The 15659-nt window shown below is 35.4% G+C and carries 18 protein-coding genes; 10 read left to right on the top strand and 8 right to left on the bottom strand.

The genetic code is table 11. The annotated features are described in order from the left end of the window. Window positions 1-76: 76 nt before the first annotated feature. From AC23MB_RS13820 to aspS, 4 genes are all read left to right on the top strand, one after another. Complete coding sequence (locus tag AC23MB_RS13820) at window positions 77-406, top strand: VOC family protein (RefSeq protein WP_487787574.1); 330 nt, start codon at window positions 77-79, stop codon at window positions 404-406. A gap of 54 nt (window positions 407-460) precedes the next feature. Continuing rightward, on the top strand, window positions 461-1057 hold the full coding sequence (locus AC23MB_RS13815; protein WP_312322288.1) for a DUF2975 domain-containing protein: 597 nt from the start codon (window positions 461-463) through the stop codon (window positions 1055-1057). Window positions 1058-1060: 3 nt separating this feature from the next. After that, on the top strand, window positions 1061-1264 hold the full coding sequence (locus tag AC23MB_RS13810) for a helix-turn-helix domain-containing protein (RefSeq protein WP_312322287.1): 204 nt from the start codon (window positions 1061-1063) through the stop codon (window positions 1262-1264). Window positions 1265-1400: 136 nt separating this feature from the next. Continuing rightward, window positions 1401-3155, top strand: coding sequence for an aspartate--tRNA ligase (gene aspS, locus AC23MB_RS13805; RefSeq protein WP_487787573.1), 1755 nt, complete (start codon window positions 1401-1403; stop codon window positions 3153-3155). A 56-nt stretch (window positions 3156-3211) separates the two neighbouring features. On the opposite strand, the gene AC23MB_RS13800 is transcribed toward aspS, so the two are convergent. Genes AC23MB_RS13800 through AC23MB_RS13790 form a run of 3 tightly spaced genes read right to left on the bottom strand, consistent with a single transcriptional unit; the run spans window position 3212 to window position 6124 of the window. Then, window positions 3212-4786 (bottom strand): GMC family oxidoreductase N-terminal domain-containing protein, encoded by a 1575-nt coding sequence (locus tag AC23MB_RS13800; protein ID WP_313032135.1) that lies wholly within the window; start codon window positions 4784-4786, stop codon window positions 3212-3214. A gap of 32 nt (window positions 4787-4818) precedes the next feature. After that, window positions 4819-5553: an SDR family NAD(P)-dependent oxidoreductase gene (locus AC23MB_RS13795; protein ID WP_313032137.1), complete on the bottom strand. Its 735-nt coding sequence runs from the start codon at window positions 5551-5553 to the stop codon at window positions 4819-4821. Between the two features lie 37 nt (window positions 5554-5590). After that, on the bottom strand, window positions 5591-6124 hold the full coding sequence (locus tag AC23MB_RS13790) for a hypothetical protein (protein WP_313032141.1): 534 nt from the start codon (window positions 6122-6124) through the stop codon (window positions 5591-5593). Window positions 6125-6308: 184 nt separating this feature from the next. On the opposite strand from AC23MB_RS13790, the gene aroC reads away from it, so the two are divergent. From aroC to AC23MB_RS13770, 4 genes are all read left to right on the top strand, one after another. Then, complete coding sequence (aroC, locus tag AC23MB_RS13785; RefSeq protein ID WP_313032145.1) at window positions 6309-7370, top strand: chorismate synthase; 1062 nt, start codon at window positions 6309-6311, stop codon at window positions 7368-7370. 71 nt (window positions 7371-7441) lie between these two features. Next, the gene (locus tag AC23MB_RS13780; RefSeq protein ID WP_312322281.1) at window positions 7442-8008 is read left to right on the top strand and encodes a thioredoxin family protein; all 567 of its coding nucleotides are present in this window, start codon (window positions 7442-7444) and stop codon (window positions 8006-8008) included. 183 nt (window positions 8009-8191) lie between these two features. Then, window positions 8192-8749, top strand: a complete 558-nt coding sequence (locus tag AC23MB_RS13775; protein WP_487787572.1) for a TlpA family protein disulfide reductase — start codon at window positions 8192-8194, stop codon at window positions 8747-8749. An 88-nt stretch (window positions 8750-8837) separates the two neighbouring features. Further along, window positions 8838-9167: a YkvA family protein gene (locus tag AC23MB_RS13770; protein WP_312322279.1), complete on the top strand. Its 330-nt coding sequence runs from the start codon at window positions 8838-8840 to the stop codon at window positions 9165-9167. A gap of 64 nt (window positions 9168-9231) precedes the next feature. Here the strand turns inward: AC23MB_RS13770 and AC23MB_RS13765 are convergent, their stop codons facing one another. From AC23MB_RS13765 to AC23MB_RS13755, 3 genes are all read right to left on the bottom strand, one after another. Further along, complete coding sequence (locus AC23MB_RS13765) at window positions 9232-9489, bottom strand: NifU family protein (RefSeq protein ID WP_312322278.1); 258 nt, start codon at window positions 9487-9489, stop codon at window positions 9232-9234. 5 nt (window positions 9490-9494) lie between these two features. Beyond that, window positions 9495-10595 carry an Mrp/NBP35 family ATP-binding protein gene (locus AC23MB_RS13760; protein WP_312322277.1) on the bottom strand — a complete coding sequence of 367 codons (1101 nt, stop codon included), beginning with the start codon at window positions 10593-10595 and terminating at the stop codon, window positions 9495-9497. A 93-nt stretch (window positions 10596-10688) separates the two neighbouring features. Further along, on the bottom strand, window positions 10689-12221 hold the full coding sequence (locus AC23MB_RS13755; protein ID WP_487787571.1) for a dicarboxylate/amino acid:cation symporter: 1533 nt from the start codon (window positions 12219-12221) through the stop codon (window positions 10689-10691). Between the two features lie 157 nt (window positions 12222-12378). On the opposite strand from AC23MB_RS13755, the gene AC23MB_RS13750 reads away from it, so the two are divergent. Next, entirely contained in the window at window positions 12379-13212 is an 834-nt protein-coding gene (locus AC23MB_RS13750) for a UDP-2,3-diacylglucosamine diphosphatase (protein ID WP_313032154.1), read from the top strand. Beyond that, the gene (locus tag AC23MB_RS13745) at window positions 13209-14189 is read left to right on the top strand and encodes a glycosyltransferase family protein (RefSeq protein ID WP_487787570.1); all 981 of its coding nucleotides are present in this window, start codon (window positions 13209-13211) and stop codon (window positions 14187-14189) included. The genes AC23MB_RS13750 and AC23MB_RS13745 overlap by 4 nt, the downstream gene beginning before the upstream one ends. Window positions 14190-14238: 49 nt before the next feature. Here AC23MB_RS13745 and AC23MB_RS13740 read toward each other — a convergent pair whose 3' ends face one another. Both AC23MB_RS13740 and AC23MB_RS13735 read right to left on the bottom strand, forming a co-directional pair. Beyond that, a complete protein-coding gene (locus tag AC23MB_RS13740; protein ID WP_313032159.1) occupies window positions 14239-14655 on the bottom strand; it encodes an SH3 domain-containing protein in 417 nt (138 codons plus the stop codon). Window positions 14656-14661: 6 nt separating this feature from the next. Next, entirely contained in the window at window positions 14662-15141 is a 480-nt protein-coding gene (locus AC23MB_RS13735) for a BON domain-containing protein (protein ID WP_313032160.1), read from the bottom strand. Window positions 15142-15659 lie beyond the last annotated feature (518 nt).

The raw sequence follows: 15659 nt of genomic DNA, 5'->3' as shown, positions 1-15659 counted from the left end.
CAACAGAATGAAATATTTTATAGTTTTACAATACAAAATGAGGGTATAATTCTGTCCAACGTTTGGGGAGACTTACATACCGTTTATAAAAAAAGAAAAAACATTAGCATTTTATCTTAAGCAATTAGATTTCAATTTAATTTCCGATTATGGCGATTATATGATTTTAGAAAAAGACAATTTAGAAATTCACTTTTTTAATTATCAAAGTTTAGAAAAAGAAAAATCAGATTTCATGTTATACATTAGAGTTTCAGACATCAAGAGATTCTACGAAAATTTAATTCAAAACAATGTCAAAATCCATCCCAAAGGCGCATTAGAAACAAAAGCTTGGAATCAAAAAGAATTCTCCATCATTGATCCCAACGGAACATTATTAACTTTTGGAGAAAATTTAAAATAATTTTATCGTATTACGATAATTTTTTATAATATTGAAATAATAAAATATTGTAATATGAAAATCATTGGTAAAAATTCAGTTTCAACTTACATCGCTTATTTGTTATGCTTTTTATTTGCGGTAACATTATTCCATTTGGTGTATGAAATTATCGGACATTTATTTCTAGCTTATAAATACAATACAGATAGCAAAATATTTTCTAACACATTTATTCTTGCTAATGATGTTGGTTGGACAAAAAATCAATGGACACTTCCGATGCAACACGACCTGAAATTTAGGATTAATTATCCTTTTACAGATATCCAATTAGTAACGGGCATCTATTCTTTTAGCCAAATTCTTTATAACATTTTTGGGATATCATTCCTTACATTATTTTTCTTTTTCGCTTACAAATGTTTCAAAGAAATGTCGCAAGACCAAATATTCAACAACCAAGCAATCAAGTGGTTGAAAAGCTTTAGCGTTTTAAATTTAATATTTGGAAGCATTGGGTTATTTCAATTTTTCTACAATCATTCGAGTTCTGGCGCAACTTTTTTAACCTTTATTATGTTTATCTTTTTCGGAATCACGTTATTCTTCGTCGTTGCTTTCTTCAAAAAAGGATTAGAACTTCAAAACGAAACCAATTTAACAATTTAAATTATGCCAATAATCATAAACGTAGACGTAATGCTTGCCAAGCGCAAAATGCAATCTCAAGAATTGGCAGAAAAAATTGGTATTACACAAGCAAACCTATCTATTTTAAAAACAGGAAAAGCAAAAGCCATCAAATTTTCAACTTTAGAAGCTATTTGCAAAGCTTTGGATTGCCAACCTGGCGACATCCTAGAATATAAAGACTAAAATATTTTCTTAACCTCAAGCCTTTGACCAAAAAATCAAAAGGCTTTTTCTTTCATTTTCATTATATTTGCGAACGAGTTTTTAGACTGCTTACGGTCTAATATCTAAAGTCTAATATCTAACATCTAAATAAAAAATGTTCCGTACACACACCAATGGCGAATTGACGCTAAAAAATCTAAATGAAGAAGTTACACTTTCAGGATGGGTACAAACCATTCGTGACAAAGGTTTTATGATTTGGATCGATTTGCGAGATCGTTACGGAATTACGCAATTGGTTTTCGACCAAGAGCGTTCAACAGCGGCTTTGATGGAAGAAGCGAAGAAATTGGGTCGTGAATTTGTGATTCAGGTTCAAGGAAAAGTTATCGAAAGAGCTTCTAAAAATCCAAAAATCCCAACAGGTGATATTGAAATTTTGGTTGAAAAATTAACGATTTTAAATGAATCTCAACTTCCTCCATTTACCATCGAAGACGAAACCGATGGTGGTGAAGAGCTGAGAATGAAATACAGATACTTGGACATCCGTAGAAATCCCGTGAAGGACAAATTGATTTTCCGTCACAAAATGGCACAAAAAGTAAGAAATTATCTTTCTGATGAAGGTTTTATCGAAGTTGAAACACCTGTTTTAATTAAATCTACACCAGAAGGCGCAAGAGATTTCGTGGTTCCAAGTAGAATGAATCCTGGACAGTTTTATGCGCTTCCGCAGTCGCCTCAAACGTTCAAACAATTGTTGATGGTTGGTGGAATGGACAAATATTTCCAAATTGTGAAATGTTTCCGTGATGAGGATTTAAGAGCCGACAGACAGCCAGAATTTACACAAATCGACTGCGAAATGGCGTTTGTAGAGCAAGAAGACATTATGAATGTTTTCGAAGGCATGACCAAAACATTATTGAAAGATATTACAGGAAAAGATTTCGAAGATTTTCCAAGAATGACGTTTGCAGATGCGATGAAAAAATACGGAAACGACAAACCAGATATTCGTTTCGGGATGGAGTTTCACGAATTAAATGATTTAACAAAAGGAAAAGATTTCAAAATCTTTGATGATGCCGAATTGGTTGTCGGAATTAATGTTGAAGGTGCAGCGGAATATACAAGAAAACAAATCGACGAGCTTACAGATTGGGTAAAACGCCCGCAAATTGGCGCTTTAGGAATGGTTTGGGTGAAATATCAAATGGACGGAACGATTACTTCATCCGTAAACAAATTCTATAACGAAGAAGATTTAAAGAAAATCGCGGAGGAATTTGGAGCTAAAGCTGGAGATTTGATGTTAATTCTTTCAGGTTCTGAAAACAAAGTAAGAGCACAACTTTCTGCATTGAGAATGGAACTCGGAAATCGTTTAGGATTAAGAAAAGGCGATGAATTTGCACCACTTTGGGTAATCGATTTCCCACTTTTGGAATGGGACGAAGAAACGGGAAGATACCACGCAATGCACCATCCATTCACATCTCCGAAGACCGAAGATTTTAGTTTACTAGAAACCGATCCTGGAAAAGCAAGAGCTAACGCTTACGATTTAGTATTAAACGGAAACGAAATTGGTGGTGGTTCTATCCGAATTTTCGATAAAGAATTGCAATCTAAAATGTTTGATTTATTAGGTTTCACAAAAGAAGAAGCGGAAGCTCAATTTGGGTTCTTGATGAACGCTTTCAAATACGGAGCGCCGCCACACGGAGGTTTAGCATTCGGATTTGATAGATTGGTTGCTATTTTGGACGGAAACGAAGTGATTAGAGATTATATCGCATTTCCGAAAAACAATTCTGGCCGCGACGTGATGATTGACGCTCCTGCGCCAGTTGCAGAAGCTCAATTAGACGAATTAGAATTAAAATTGGATTTGAAAGCCTAGTTTCAATTCAAAAATAATGATAAATTAGAGCGAGGTTTTTTGAGCCTCGCTTTTTCTTACCCAAAAGCCTTTTGCTCCAACAATTTTTCCATGCAATATTCCACTAAGGCTGTGATTGTAAGAAACGGATTAACACCAATACTTGCTGGAATTAACGAACCATCCAAAACAAAAAGATTTTTATGATTTTTTAATTGTCCGAATTCCGTGGTTGCTTTACCTAAAACGGCGCCACCTAAAGGATGATAACAAACATCGTAACCTAAACCGTTATGAAAAAGCATGTGACTTCGAGTTCCGCCATTTATCTTATTCATTTTACGAAGGAAAAATTTAGCATTTTCTTCCATTTTAGAGGTGTTTTTTCTTGACCAATCTAAAACGAGTTTTTTCGTTGAAGCATCAAAACTTACACTTCCAGGCTGATCAACTTTGTTAATCATCAAATACAAAGCGGTCGCAACATTCATTCCCATCGGAAGTGGCGCCAGTTCAGCGAAAAAAGTATGTTTAGGATCATCCCAATTATCAATTCCACCAACGGGAATCGTCGAATGTTGAAATCCCAAACCTCCTGAAAAGGCTTTCACCCAGTTTCGTCCTGTCATAAAATTTCCGTTGTTTCCCCAATGTTTTCCGATCTCTTCATTAAGTTGCAGCCCGTTTTCCGCATGAGATTTTAAAAGCAATTCTAATGTCCCCATCGTTCCAGCGGCTAAAATAAGTTGCTGACAATTCATCAATTTTTTAGCAACGACTTGTCCAGAAGTATCAATTTGATGAATTTCTAAACGATAACCTTCGTTTTCCTTTTTAATATTTTGAACAGCATGTAAGTCCAAAATTTCTAAATTTCCAGTTGCCAAAGCCTTTTTCAGATAGGTTTTATCCAAAGAATTTTTCCCGTGATTATTCCCGTAAATCACTTCCCCATCCAATGCAGAGCTTGGAACTTCATTTCGATATTCTTTTTCCATGTAGTTAAAATCATATACATTAGGAACCCGAATGGTTTTGAAACCTGCTTTGTGAGCTTCTGCTTCACCAACTTTATTGAATTTATAGAACTTACAATCATTAAGAAATTCTTCACGTGCAACATTTACTTTCAATTCTTGTTGTGCTTTCGGGAAATATTTATCAAAAAATAATTGACTATCCAAATTGGGAAAAACTTCTTCAAAATAATCTCGTTTCGGAAGAACAGCCATTCCACCGTTCACTAAAGAACCGCCACCGACACCACGTCCAACCCAAATTTTAATATCTTTAAAATCCAATCGATCCAAAGCTCCCGTAAATGGTTCTAGCGAAAATAAATTGAAAAAAGGCGCAATAGATTGCTTTTTTAACCACGCTGCACTTTTACCAGGTTTTTGCATTTTAGAAAAAGGAATTCCAGATTTTTCCCAATTCAAACCCATTTCCAGCATACATACTTTCTTTCCTGCTTCGCATAAACGCAAAGCTGCAACGGCGCCACCATACCCCGAACCAATGATAATAATTGGACGGTTTTCTTCGGTAGTTTCGATGCTTGAAAATGAGTTAGCTAAAATATTTTGAGTTCCTAAAAAGAACAAAGCTCCAATTCCTAGAGCCGTGGTTTTTATGAAAGTTCCTCTGTCCATACGAAGAAACTTGCAAATTGCGTGCTATAAAACTACGGGAGTTTTGAAACAAGTCCTTCTGGAAGGACTTTTAGAATGCTATAAATAAGTTTCCATTTCCAATTGGGAACGATGTTGAATGTATTTCCTGCTTCTACAATATGTTTTGCGACATACTCAGGTTCCATAATTAAGTTTTTATTCAACTCTAAACCTTCGTTGATTTTCGTATTGATGTAACCGATAACCAGTGCATTCACTTTAATATTTCGATGTGCTAATTCTTGACGAAGTCCTGCTAAATATTGGGTAAAAGCCGACTTTGTACTTCCATACACGAAATTGGATTTACGACCACGAACACCGGAAAGTGACGACAAACCGATTATTCGTTCCAAACTTTTATTTGAATAATCAAAAGCAATGATATTTAAAATGGAAACTGCACCAGCATAGTTGACTTTCATCATTTGAAAAGTAGCATCAAAATCTTGAAATGCTTTTTCATTTTGAACTAGAAAACCAGCTGCATAAACGACAATATTCGGTTTTGTCGGCAGGCGATTATAAAAATTTTGATGGGAAGAAAAGTCGGCAGCATCGAAATACAGAAGTTTAACTTTTGACGAATCTAAATTATTTTCAACACTAAATTGCTCAATAGAAGTCAAATCCCGAGAAGCCGCCATCACCTCAAAACCTTTTTGCAAATAAAGTTTCATCGCTTGTTTTGCAACATCTGAATTGGCTCCAAGAATAAGAACGGATTTATTGACTGTTTGCATCATACCGCAAACTTAATCAATAAACCCGAACTTCAATTATTTAATCTTTTAAATTATAAAACTTCTTCACACTCTCATAATTATTGTAATCAACTTGATTAGCATTTTTATTTCCAGTACTAGCGGGAATAATTATGTATCTAAACTCTAAAATTGATGAAAAACTAAGTGCGTTGCTATTATCATGGGTAAATATAGTCGGTCTTATTTTAAACTTTTGAGGAAAAAAATTAATTGTACTAACGCGACCTCCTGCATTAGAAACACGAGGTAAAGGAAAGGTTCCTTTACCATAATTTAAATAAACAAAAATTGCAGCATTTCCTACCATCTCTGGTTTCAATTCGGGTGCAGTAACAGTAGCAACTTTCATATTACTTAAATCAATAATTGTATCTTTTATATTGGTTGAGGACTTCCAAGCAGAAATTATAACATTGGCATTCCCGTTAGCTCCAGGTTGTCCATTTGCACCATCTTTCCCATCTTTCCCGTCGATACCATTATCACCACGACAAGAAAAAATACTAGTACCAAAAACTAGTAATACTAAAATTTTAATTTGCTTTCTCATAATATTTTTCTTTCAAAAGTATAAGTATTACAAATTCACTAAAAGCCTAAATGTATGAATGGTGAGTTTGGGTTTTCGTATGGTGAATTTTGGCTAACAAATAACATTTTACAAAAACTTAAAACTAAAATACATCAACAGTCTATATAGCTCAAAATCATAGAAAATTCCATAAATTTGTATTATGTTCAATGTATTAGGAAACTTTTTGACGCTATCGTCTTTTGGTGAAAGCCATGGTGAAGCTTATGGCGGTGTAATCACCAATTTTCCGGCAGGCTTAGAACTAAATCTAGACGAAGTTCAGAAAGATTTGGATCGTAGAAAACCGGGACAATCGGCGATTGTTACGCAAAGAAAAGAAAGCGACACCGTTCGTTTTTTATCAGGGATTTTTGACGGAAAATCAACGGGAACGCCCATTGGTTTTATTGTTGAAAACGAAAACCAACGTTCTAAAGATTACGATCATATTTCGGGCGCTTATCGTCCGAGTCACGCCGATTATACTTACGACCAAAAATATGGCATTCGTGATCATCGCGGCGGTGGAAAATCATCTGCACGCGAAACACTTAATTGGGTGGTTGCGGGAAGTCTTGCAAAACAATTAATTTCTAACGTGGAAATCAATGCTTACGTCTCGTCGGTTGGTGATATCTTTTGTGAAAAACCTTACCAAGCTTTAGACTTTTCTAAAACGGAAAGTAACATTGTGCGTTGTCCAGATGCAGAGACTGCCGAAAAAATGATCGAACGCATTAAAGAGGTTAAAAAAGAAGGTAACACGATTGGTGGTACGATAACTTGTGTTATTAAAAACGTGCCTGCTGGTTGGGGCGAACCAATTTTCAATAAGTTACATGCAGAACTTGGAAAAGCGATGTTAAACATTAACGCTTGCAAAGGTTTTGAATATGGAAGTGGATTTTGTGGTGCAAAAATGACAGGGAAAGAGCATAATGATCTTTTCAATGCGGATGGGACAACAAAGTCAAATCTTTCTGGCGGCATCCAAGGCGGTATTTCTAACGGAATGGATATCTATTTTCGCGTGGCTTTTAAACCAATTGCGACGCTTATTCGTCCCCAAGAAAGCATTAACAAAGATGGCGAAATCGTAGTCGTAGAAGGCAAAGGTCGTCACGATCCTTGCGTACTTCCACGCGCCGTACCAATTGTTGAAAGTCTCGCTGCTTTTGTATTGGCAGACATGTACATGATTAACAAAATACGTAGAATTTAATTCTTAAAATGTGATTTTTGTTACATTGAAATAGATTAATAAACTGGAAATTTGTAAGAAAGAAAAAAGAAATGGAAATCAAAAAATACTGGGACAACGCGGTTGACTATAACGAATATCTAAGAGAAGCTGGCGAAAGATTGGGCAATCCAAAAAGTGAGCAAGAAGCAGAATTTGGAGAATATTATCGTTTGGGGATCCAACGTATGAACAGAATGTTCGAAAAATATCTACCAAGTGAAGAAGATGTTGCTACTTTGGCAAAGAAAAGCTTCCGTGGGAAAATCTTGATAATTTCGGAAGCTTGGTGTGGCGATGCTAGTCAAGTTATTCCTGTTGTAGTGAAGTTTTTTGAGCAATTTGATGTGAGAATTACGTACCGTGATCAAGAACCTTCTTTGATAGATTCGTTTTTGACGGATGGCGGAAAGTCTATTCCGATTGTTATTTTCTTGGACGAAAATCTTAACTACATCAACCATTGGGGACCAAGACCAAAACATGGAAAAGAGCTTTTGGAAAAGTATAAAGCTAATCCTGAAACGATGTCGAAAGATGACTTCTATGTGGAGTTGCAAACTTATTATGCTAAAAATAGAGGAAAAGATACTGTTGAGGAATTACTTCAACTGATCTAAATTTTTATAATTAAACGAAATCTGCGTGAGGGCGAAGTGCATTGTCGGAGCTCTTTATTATGGAACAGCAATGAAGCCTCGCGAAATTGCGTGAAATAATAAAAGCGACTGCACGTAGACCGACCCAATTTGGTGGCTGAAAATGCTGAAGGAAAATTGGGGCACGCCCAAATAATTTTTGATATGACTTTTTTGAAAAAGAATCTTGTCTATGTTATTCTACTTGTTGTGGTTTTGGTTTTTGCATTGGTAAAACCTTTGCGAGAATTTGTTAGCGATCAATTTGGGATGACCGCAACTGTTGATAAAGTAGTGGCAGAAAGTAGCTTTGCGGATGAGGATTTTGATGTTGATCTAAAAGGGATGAATGTTCCTGATGCAAAGTTGAGCGACTACAAAGGTCAAATTGTTTTCCTTAATTTTTGGGGAACTTGGTGTGCGCCTTGTCGTGCTGAATGGCCGACGATCGAAGCTTTGTACAAGTCTAAAAACCAGAAAGTTAAATTTGTTTTAATCGCGATGCAAGATAAGGAAGAGGCTGTCAAAAAATTTTTGGAAGAGAATAAATATACAGCGCCTGTCTATATTGCGCAAAGTCCGTTGACGCCGAAAATGCTGCCTGATGTTTTCCCAACAACTTATGTTATTGGCAGAAATCTTCAGATTTTGAAGAAGGAAGACAGTACATTGGACTGGAACTCAGCAGATAGCCAAGCCTTTATTGATAGCGTAAGTAAATAATTTATAATTTGTTAAGATAGCATTGGAATGCTATTTGCAAATGTGATGATGAAAAAATTTTATTAAAACACCAATGAAATATTCTAAAATGAAACTTGCGCAAGAAGCTCTTAAACACAAAGGCTTATTGCAAAAAATACCAGCAGTCTATCGCATGATAAAAGCTTGGCGTAGCGGAAAATATAATATGAAAATTACTGATATTTTGTTCCCTGCTTTGGCTTTGGTCTATGTAATATCTCCGATTGATATTATCCCAGATTTTGTACCTTTTGTTGGGGCTTTGGATGATTTAGCCATTTTGGCTTTCGCAATCCCGATGCTTTTGAAAGAGGTTGACAAATACTTGATATGGGAATTTCAACAGAAAGATAAGAACCCACAAGGTCAAATTGTTGACGCTGAGATCCTAGAATAAAAAAAACAAGCCGCCCGATAACTAAGTTATCGGGCGGCTTTTATATTAATCAAATATCGTTGGACTACATGTCGTCGATATTGATGACTTCTAAAATCTCTGGTGCGTGTTGCTTAATCGTATTCTCAACACCCAATTTCATTGTAGAATGGCTAATGTGACAGTTGGAACAAGTCCCTAAAAGTTTTACAAAAGCTTTATTTTCTTTAACATCCACGAGTTCGATATCGCCACCATCTTTGTTAAGGAATGGACGAATACTTTCTAAAGCTTCCATCACCTTGGTTACCAATTCTTCGTGTGTTACATTTGTGTTTTCCATACTCATTATTTTTTCTTCGGCGAGCATCCCGCCATTGTCGTGATTTTTACGGCTTCTGTTGCTGGCAGATTTTTATTTCTTTCAACAAGGCTTTCTATCATCTTTTGTGCTGTTTCTGTATAGATTGCAGCAATTTTAGAATCTTCTTGCAAAGCTGCTGGACGACCAACATCTCCCGCTTCTCTAATGCTTTGGATTAAAGGAATTTCTCCTAAAACTGGTATTCCTAAATCTTCCGCCATATATTGTGCACCTTGGTTCCCAAAGATATAATATTTGTTATCTGGTAATTCTTCTGGTGTAAAGTACGCCATATTTTCGATAAGTCCAAGAACTGGAATATTAATACTTTCCATATTGAACATGGCGATACCTTTTCTAACATCAGCAAGTGCGATATGTTGTGGTGTACTCACGATAACTGCTCCTGTAACTGGAACTTCTTGAATAATCGATAAATGAATATCTCCTGTACCTGGAGGAAGATCGATTAACAAGAAATCTAACTCGCCCCAATTAGCGTCACGCAACATTTGGTTAAGCGCTTTACTCGCCATTGGACCTCTCCAAACAACTGCTTGGTTAGCACCTGAGAAGTATCCAATCGAAAGCATTTTAACACCGTAATTTTCGATTGGCTGCATTAGGTTTTTACCATCAACTTCTACAGAAATTGGTTTTTGACCTTCGGTATCAAACATTGTTGGAACAGATGGACCATAGATGTCAGCATCCAAAATCCCAACTTTGAAACCCATTTTCGCTAAAGTTACCGCCAAGTTTGCAGAAACTGTAGATTTACCCACGCCTCCTTTACCAGAAGCTACAGCGATAATGTTTTTAATTCCTTTAATTTCTTTACCCTTAATCTCAGGTTGAGCTGGTAATTCTGGAGAAGTGATTTTAAGTTTAAGTTGTGTTTCTTCACCAAACTCCGAAGCAAAAGCTTGCTTCATCGCAACTTCTAGTTTTTTCTTTTCGTGCATTGCAGGAGAATGCGCTACCATATCGATATATACGTCGTTACCCATAACATGAAGATTGGTAACTAAATCGTCTACTTCTATCTCTTTTAAAAAGCTTTGAACTCTTTCTTTCGTCAACATAAAATTTTGTTCTCTATTATAAATACAAAAATACGGAAATTAAAACAATTTCCGTATTGATATAATGTTTGCTAACTATTCTTATAATAGAAATTAACTTTCTTGGGCAGCACCTTCTAGTTGTCCTTCCCATTTACTAACAGCTGAAGTCGCTAGAGCATTTCCTAAAACATTGGTCATACTTCTTCCCATATCGCAGAAATGGTCGATTGGCAATATCAAAGCAATACCTTCAGGCGGAATACCAAACATAGAACAAGTTGCCACGATAATTACTAAACTTGCTCTTGGTACACCCGCAATCCCTTTACTGGTCAACATTAACACCAAAAGCATAATTACTTGTTGACCAATGCTCATATCGATACCATAAATCTGTGCGATAAAAATCGAAGCAAATGTCATGTACATCATACTTCCATCTAGATTAAATGAATATCCTAGTGGTAAAATAAATGATACAATTCTTTTATTACAACCGAATCTTTCTAATTCTTCCACCAACTTTGGGAAAACCGCTTCTGAACTTGTTGTTGAAAAAGCAATTAATAAAGGCTCTTTTATTCTTCTGATTAAATTAAATAATCTGTTTCCTAAAATTAGATAACCTACTAAAAGTAAAACTAACCACAATACAGCAAGTGCAAAGAAGAAGTCACGAAGATAGATGGCATATACCCAAAATATTTCGAAACCATTGGTTGCAACAACAGCTGCAATCGCTCCCAAAACGCCTAAAGGTGCAACCCACATAATGTAACCAACCATTTTCAAAATGGCGTGAGCACAGATATCTAAAGCTTTTACAATTGGTTTGGTATATTCTTCACCCATTGCTGATAAAGCAATCCCAAACATTACTGAGAACACTACAATCTGTAAAACTTCATTGGTTGCAAATGCTTCGAATAAACTTTTTGGGACAACGTGATTCACAAATTGTTCTAAAGAAAGTCCATTGTGTGCGCTTTTCATTAGTTCGCCAGCAGCTTCGGCAGCAGGTTTTTCAAGTTGCATCACTTTACCAGGTTCCATCCAATTGACTAAAATCAAACCAATTAATAAAGAAACCAACGATGCACTAATAAACCACAACATGGCTTTTGTACCGACACGTCCAATCATTGCAATATCACTCATTTTAGCAATACCAACAACTAAAGTGGTGAAAACCAATGGTGCAATAATCATTTGTACAAGTCGGATGAAAATTGTCCCTAGAAGTTTTATCATTTCAGAAAAGGAAGCAATGTCATCTAGCGCGGTTACACGACCTGCATTTGATTTTTCAACCTTTTCTATTTGAACATCTTTTCCTTTAAGAACAGTCGGTTCAAAAGTAGTTTTAGCACCTTGAACAATAACTAGAAGATCTTGTCCTTGAAAAACTTTGGTAAGAGAATCTTTTTTATGATCATTCTCTGCAATTATAATTTTTTGACTGAAACTTTTACCATCGCTAGTCTTAAATTTCACCTCGTCTTGTTGCGGATGTTTAGCATCAACAACTTCAGTATTAATACGGATATTAGTCCCTCTTTCATACTTATTAACAATCCCACCGATGACCACACCGATGATTAAAGCAACGATAATGGCTATAAAAAGTTTGTTCTGTCCTTTCATAATATATTCTAATCTTGCAAATATAAAATTTTGAATCGAATAATATCCGATAATCAGCAGCTTGTTAACCTTGAAGCAATATAATCTTCCCAAATAAATAACAATCGGTTTACTTCCACGTAAAACTAAAATGCGTTTTTTGTAAAAATCTATTGCTATGACAAGAAATCCAGAAATTGTCGTAATCTCCGATATCCATCTCGGTACTTATGGTTGCAAAGCCAAAGAGTTGCACGCCTATCTTCAATCTATTAAGCCAAAAATTTTAATATTAAATGGTGACATTATTGATGTTTGGCAGTTCAAAAAAAGTTACTTCCCGAAGTCGCATCTGAAAGTTGTTAAAAAGCTTATCAACTTTGCAACAAAAGGGACAAAAGTCTATTATATTACAGGAAATCATGACGAAAATTTCAGGAAGTTCGCAGATTTAGAATTAGGAAATTTAAAACTTTGTAATAAGTTAACAATGGACATTGACAACAAAAAAACATGGATTTTCCATGGTGATGTATTTGATGCGTCGGTTCAACATTCTAAATGGATTGCGAAACTTGGGGGCAAGGGGTATGATCTTTTAATACAGATTAATAATGTTGTCAATTGGATTTTAGTAAAAATGGGACGCGAAAAGTATTCATTTTCAAAAAAGATAAAAAACAACGTTAAAAAAGCGGTCAAATTTATTGGAGATTTTGAATTAACTGCCTCAGAATTGGCCATCGAAAACGAATACGATTACGTTATTTGCGGACATATCCATCAACCTCAAATGCGAGAAGTTGTTACTAAAAAAGGGCGTTGCACTTATCTTAATTCTGGTGACTGGATCGAAAATCTTAGCGCTCTCGAGTATGAAAAAGGTGAATGGAAAATCGTCTATTTTGATGATATTAAAGAAGAACTAAATGCAAATTCTACAAGCGAGGACGAAGAACTTGTTGATTTGCAAATTGCAGATATTATTCAATTAAAAAATATTGCAATATGAAACTCCTTTACGCATTGCAAGGCACAGGAAACGGACATATTGCAAGAGCACAAGAGATTGTCCCAATTTTGAAAAAATATGCTTTGGTTGACGTGTTAATCAGTGGTCATCAAAGCCAATTAAAACCAAAAATCGATATCGATTATCATTTCAAAGGTATTTCTTTACTCTATGATAACCATGGCGGTTTATCTTACAATCAGACCTTATTTAAAAACAATTATTGCAGAGCCGTTAAGCTAATAAAAAACTTTAATCTAGACAATTACGACCTGATTATCAACGACTTTGAACCAATAACTGCTTGGGCTGCGAAACTAAAACATCATCCAATAATTGCGTTAAGTCATCAAGCGGCATTGTCTTTTCAGGGCGTTCCGAAACCAAGTCACAAAAGTTGGTTAGGCGAGCAAATTCTAAAATATTATGCACCTTGTAAGGAGAAAATTGGATTTCATTTCGAAGCTTTCCATCCCAATGTAAAAACGCCAGTAATCCGAAAAGAAATTAGGTCGCTTGATGCAAAAGATGAAGGATTTTATTTGGTTTATTTACCAAGTTATTCGGACGAAGCCATTTTTGAAACTTTATCAAAAATAGATGTCAACTGGAAAGTGTTTTCAAAAAAGTCAAAAGATGCGTATCGAAAGAATAATGTAGAATTCTATCCGATTGATCAAAAAAAATTTATCAATGCTTTTGCAAATTGTAGAGGTGTACTTTGTAACGCAGGTTTCGAAACGCCAGCCGAAGCTTTATACCTTCATAAAAAACTCTTTGTAATCCCAATTCATAATCAGTATGAACAAGCTTACAATGCTAGTTCTCTTAACAAACTAGGCATCGAAAGTTCTGACAAGTTATCGCTACAACTTCTACAAGCTTGGGTTGAAGAGGATAAACACTTTACAGTCAATTATCCTGACGATATTGAAAATATTATCATCGAGAACATTCTTAAAAAACTTCAAAAATAAAAAAAACCTCCAAAAAAATTGGAGGTTTTTTTTTATGTAAGATTAAATCTTAAGCTTTTAAATATCTAGCATAAGCATAACCTTCCACACCATCAACAGTTTTTACTTTCCACCAATCGTCAGAAGATTGCTCAATCAAAGTTACTGTAGAACCTTTAGCTGCTTTTCCTAGGATGCTAGCATCAGTAGAAGGCTCTTGACGGATATTAAGGTTAGACTCATCTGTTGCAACCGTTAAAGCCGCACCAACTGCCAAACCACTAACTTGAACATCAATATTTATATCAGTCGCAGTGTAGTTAGGATCAACAGCGCCTAAAGCATTCCAAATTGCATCTTTAGCTGCACTATTACTAGCACCACCTGTGATGTACAAAATACCATCTTGCTCTTGAATATTAAGGTCAGAAAGTCCCGCTCCTTGTGCTGCAGATACTACACCTGCATATTTATCTTGTAAACTCATAACTTCTTATTTAACTACAATTTTGTTATCGTATTTTCCAATTTTCAAAGCATCAACAGACTCTTTTACTTTTCTAGCATCAGCAGAAGAAGCAGTCCCTGTTAGTGTAAGAACACCAGCAACATCCTCAGCTTTAACACCTTTGATATCTTTAATTGCATCACTAACTTTTTGCAAAACTGCAGCATCAACAACGTTAACTTCCACAGCTGGCGTAGCAGGCGCTACAGTAGCCATATCGTGCACATCTTTAACACCTTCTACAGCTTTCAAAGCAGCAATTGCAGCATCTTTATCAGCTTGTGTAGCAAATACACCACTTAGATGTGCTTGTCCGTCCTTAACTTCAACAGTAGTTCCTGGATAAGTTGCAACTACAGTTGTAGCCTTACTTGTCAAATCCGCATCAGATACTTTTTTCTTACAAGAAACAGCAGTCATTGAAACCATCAAAGCCATAGCTGCCATTTTAAGTGTTTTTTTCATAGGTATAAATAATTTATGTTTATCAAATGTAACGAAAAGAAACGAAACTCAACTTTATATACTGCTAAATTTTTCTTAAATATTTTATTAAATAATCACTAAACTCACATAAATTCAAAGAAATAAAAAAATATAAAAGCTTACTTGAAACCTATTTTCAATTATTCTTAGTAGCTCTTTCCTGCTTTCACTACTCGTTTTTTTATGCCGAGCTATTGCAGCAGCTTATAAAAAGAGCTTCAAACCTAACGAAGTGGTTCGACGAAGTCACACATGCCGTTCAATCGGGACTAGTTTTTTTAGTTAGGAGTTATTAATATTGAGTTGAGATCTTAGGATTCAGGTTTCAGGTTTTAGTGTTTAGTGTTTGGTGTTTAGAAAAAAACTATAAGAGAAGCTGGAATTTTAGCTTATTGCTTAAAGCTTACTGCTTACTGCTTAAAGCTAATAACCACAATACGATTACTAAAACCTGCTACGTGTTATTCTACTACCTATTTCCTATAGGTATAAAACAA

The organism is Soonwooa sp. T0.1_25 (assembly GCF_057652215.1).
The sequence above is the reverse complement of the archived record's forward strand: the minus strand, read 5'-3'. Positions and strand labels throughout refer to the sequence as shown.

Excerpts from the sequence above, each read along its gene's own strand:
- AC23MB_RS13735 (WP_313032160.1), bottom strand. The coding sequence starts at position 15,141 with ATGAAAAAAACACTTAAAATGGCAGCTATGGCTTTGATGGTTTCAATG.
- aroC (WP_313032145.1), top strand. The coding sequence starts at position 6,309 with ATGTTCAATGTATTAGGAAACTTTTTGACGCTATCGTCTTTTGGTGAA.
- AC23MB_RS13745 (WP_487787570.1), top strand. The coding sequence starts at position 13,209 with ATGAAACTCCTTTACGCATTGCAAGGCACAGGAAACGGACATATTGCA.
- AC23MB_RS13760 (WP_312322277.1), bottom strand. The coding sequence starts at position 10,595 with ATGTTGACGAAAGAAAGAGTTCAAAGCTTTTTAAAAGAGATAGAAGTA.
- AC23MB_RS13795 (WP_313032137.1), bottom strand. The coding sequence starts at position 5,553 with ATGATGCAAACAGTCAATAAATCCGTTCTTATTCTTGGAGCCAATTCA.
- aspS (WP_487787573.1), top strand. The coding sequence starts at position 1,401 with ATGTTCCGTACACACACCAATGGCGAATTGACGCTAAAAAATCTAAAT.
- AC23MB_RS13750 (WP_313032154.1), top strand. The coding sequence starts at position 12,379 with ATGACAAGAAATCCAGAAATTGTCGTAATCTCCGATATCCATCTCGGT.
- AC23MB_RS13755 (WP_487787571.1), bottom strand. The coding sequence starts at position 12,221 with ATGAAAGGACAGAACAAACTTTTTATAGCCATTATCGTTGCTTTAATC.
- AC23MB_RS13775 (WP_487787572.1), top strand. The coding sequence starts at position 8,192 with ATGACTTTTTTGAAAAAGAATCTTGTCTATGTTATTCTACTTGTTGTG.
- AC23MB_RS13780 (WP_312322281.1), top strand. The coding sequence starts at position 7,442 with ATGGAAATCAAAAAATACTGGGACAACGCGGTTGACTATAACGAATAT.
- AC23MB_RS13815 (WP_312322288.1), top strand. The coding sequence starts at position 461 with ATGAAAATCATTGGTAAAAATTCAGTTTCAACTTACATCGCTTATTTG.
- AC23MB_RS13810 (WP_312322287.1), top strand. The coding sequence starts at position 1,061 with ATGCCAATAATCATAAACGTAGACGTAATGCTTGCCAAGCGCAAAATG.
- AC23MB_RS13770 (WP_312322279.1), top strand. The coding sequence starts at position 8,838 with ATGAAACTTGCGCAAGAAGCTCTTAAACACAAAGGCTTATTGCAAAAA.
- AC23MB_RS13800 (WP_313032135.1), bottom strand. The coding sequence starts at position 4,786 with ATGGACAGAGGAACTTTCATAAAAACCACGGCTCTAGGAATTGGAGCT.
- AC23MB_RS13765 (WP_312322278.1), bottom strand. The coding sequence starts at position 9,489 with ATGGAAAACACAAATGTAACACACGAAGAATTGGTAACCAAGGTGATG.
- AC23MB_RS13740 (WP_313032159.1), bottom strand. The coding sequence starts at position 14,655 with ATGAGTTTACAAGATAAATATGCAGGTGTAGTATCTGCAGCACAAGGA.
- AC23MB_RS13790 (WP_313032141.1), bottom strand. The coding sequence starts at position 6,124 with ATGAGAAAGCAAATTAAAATTTTAGTATTACTAGTTTTTGGTACTAGT.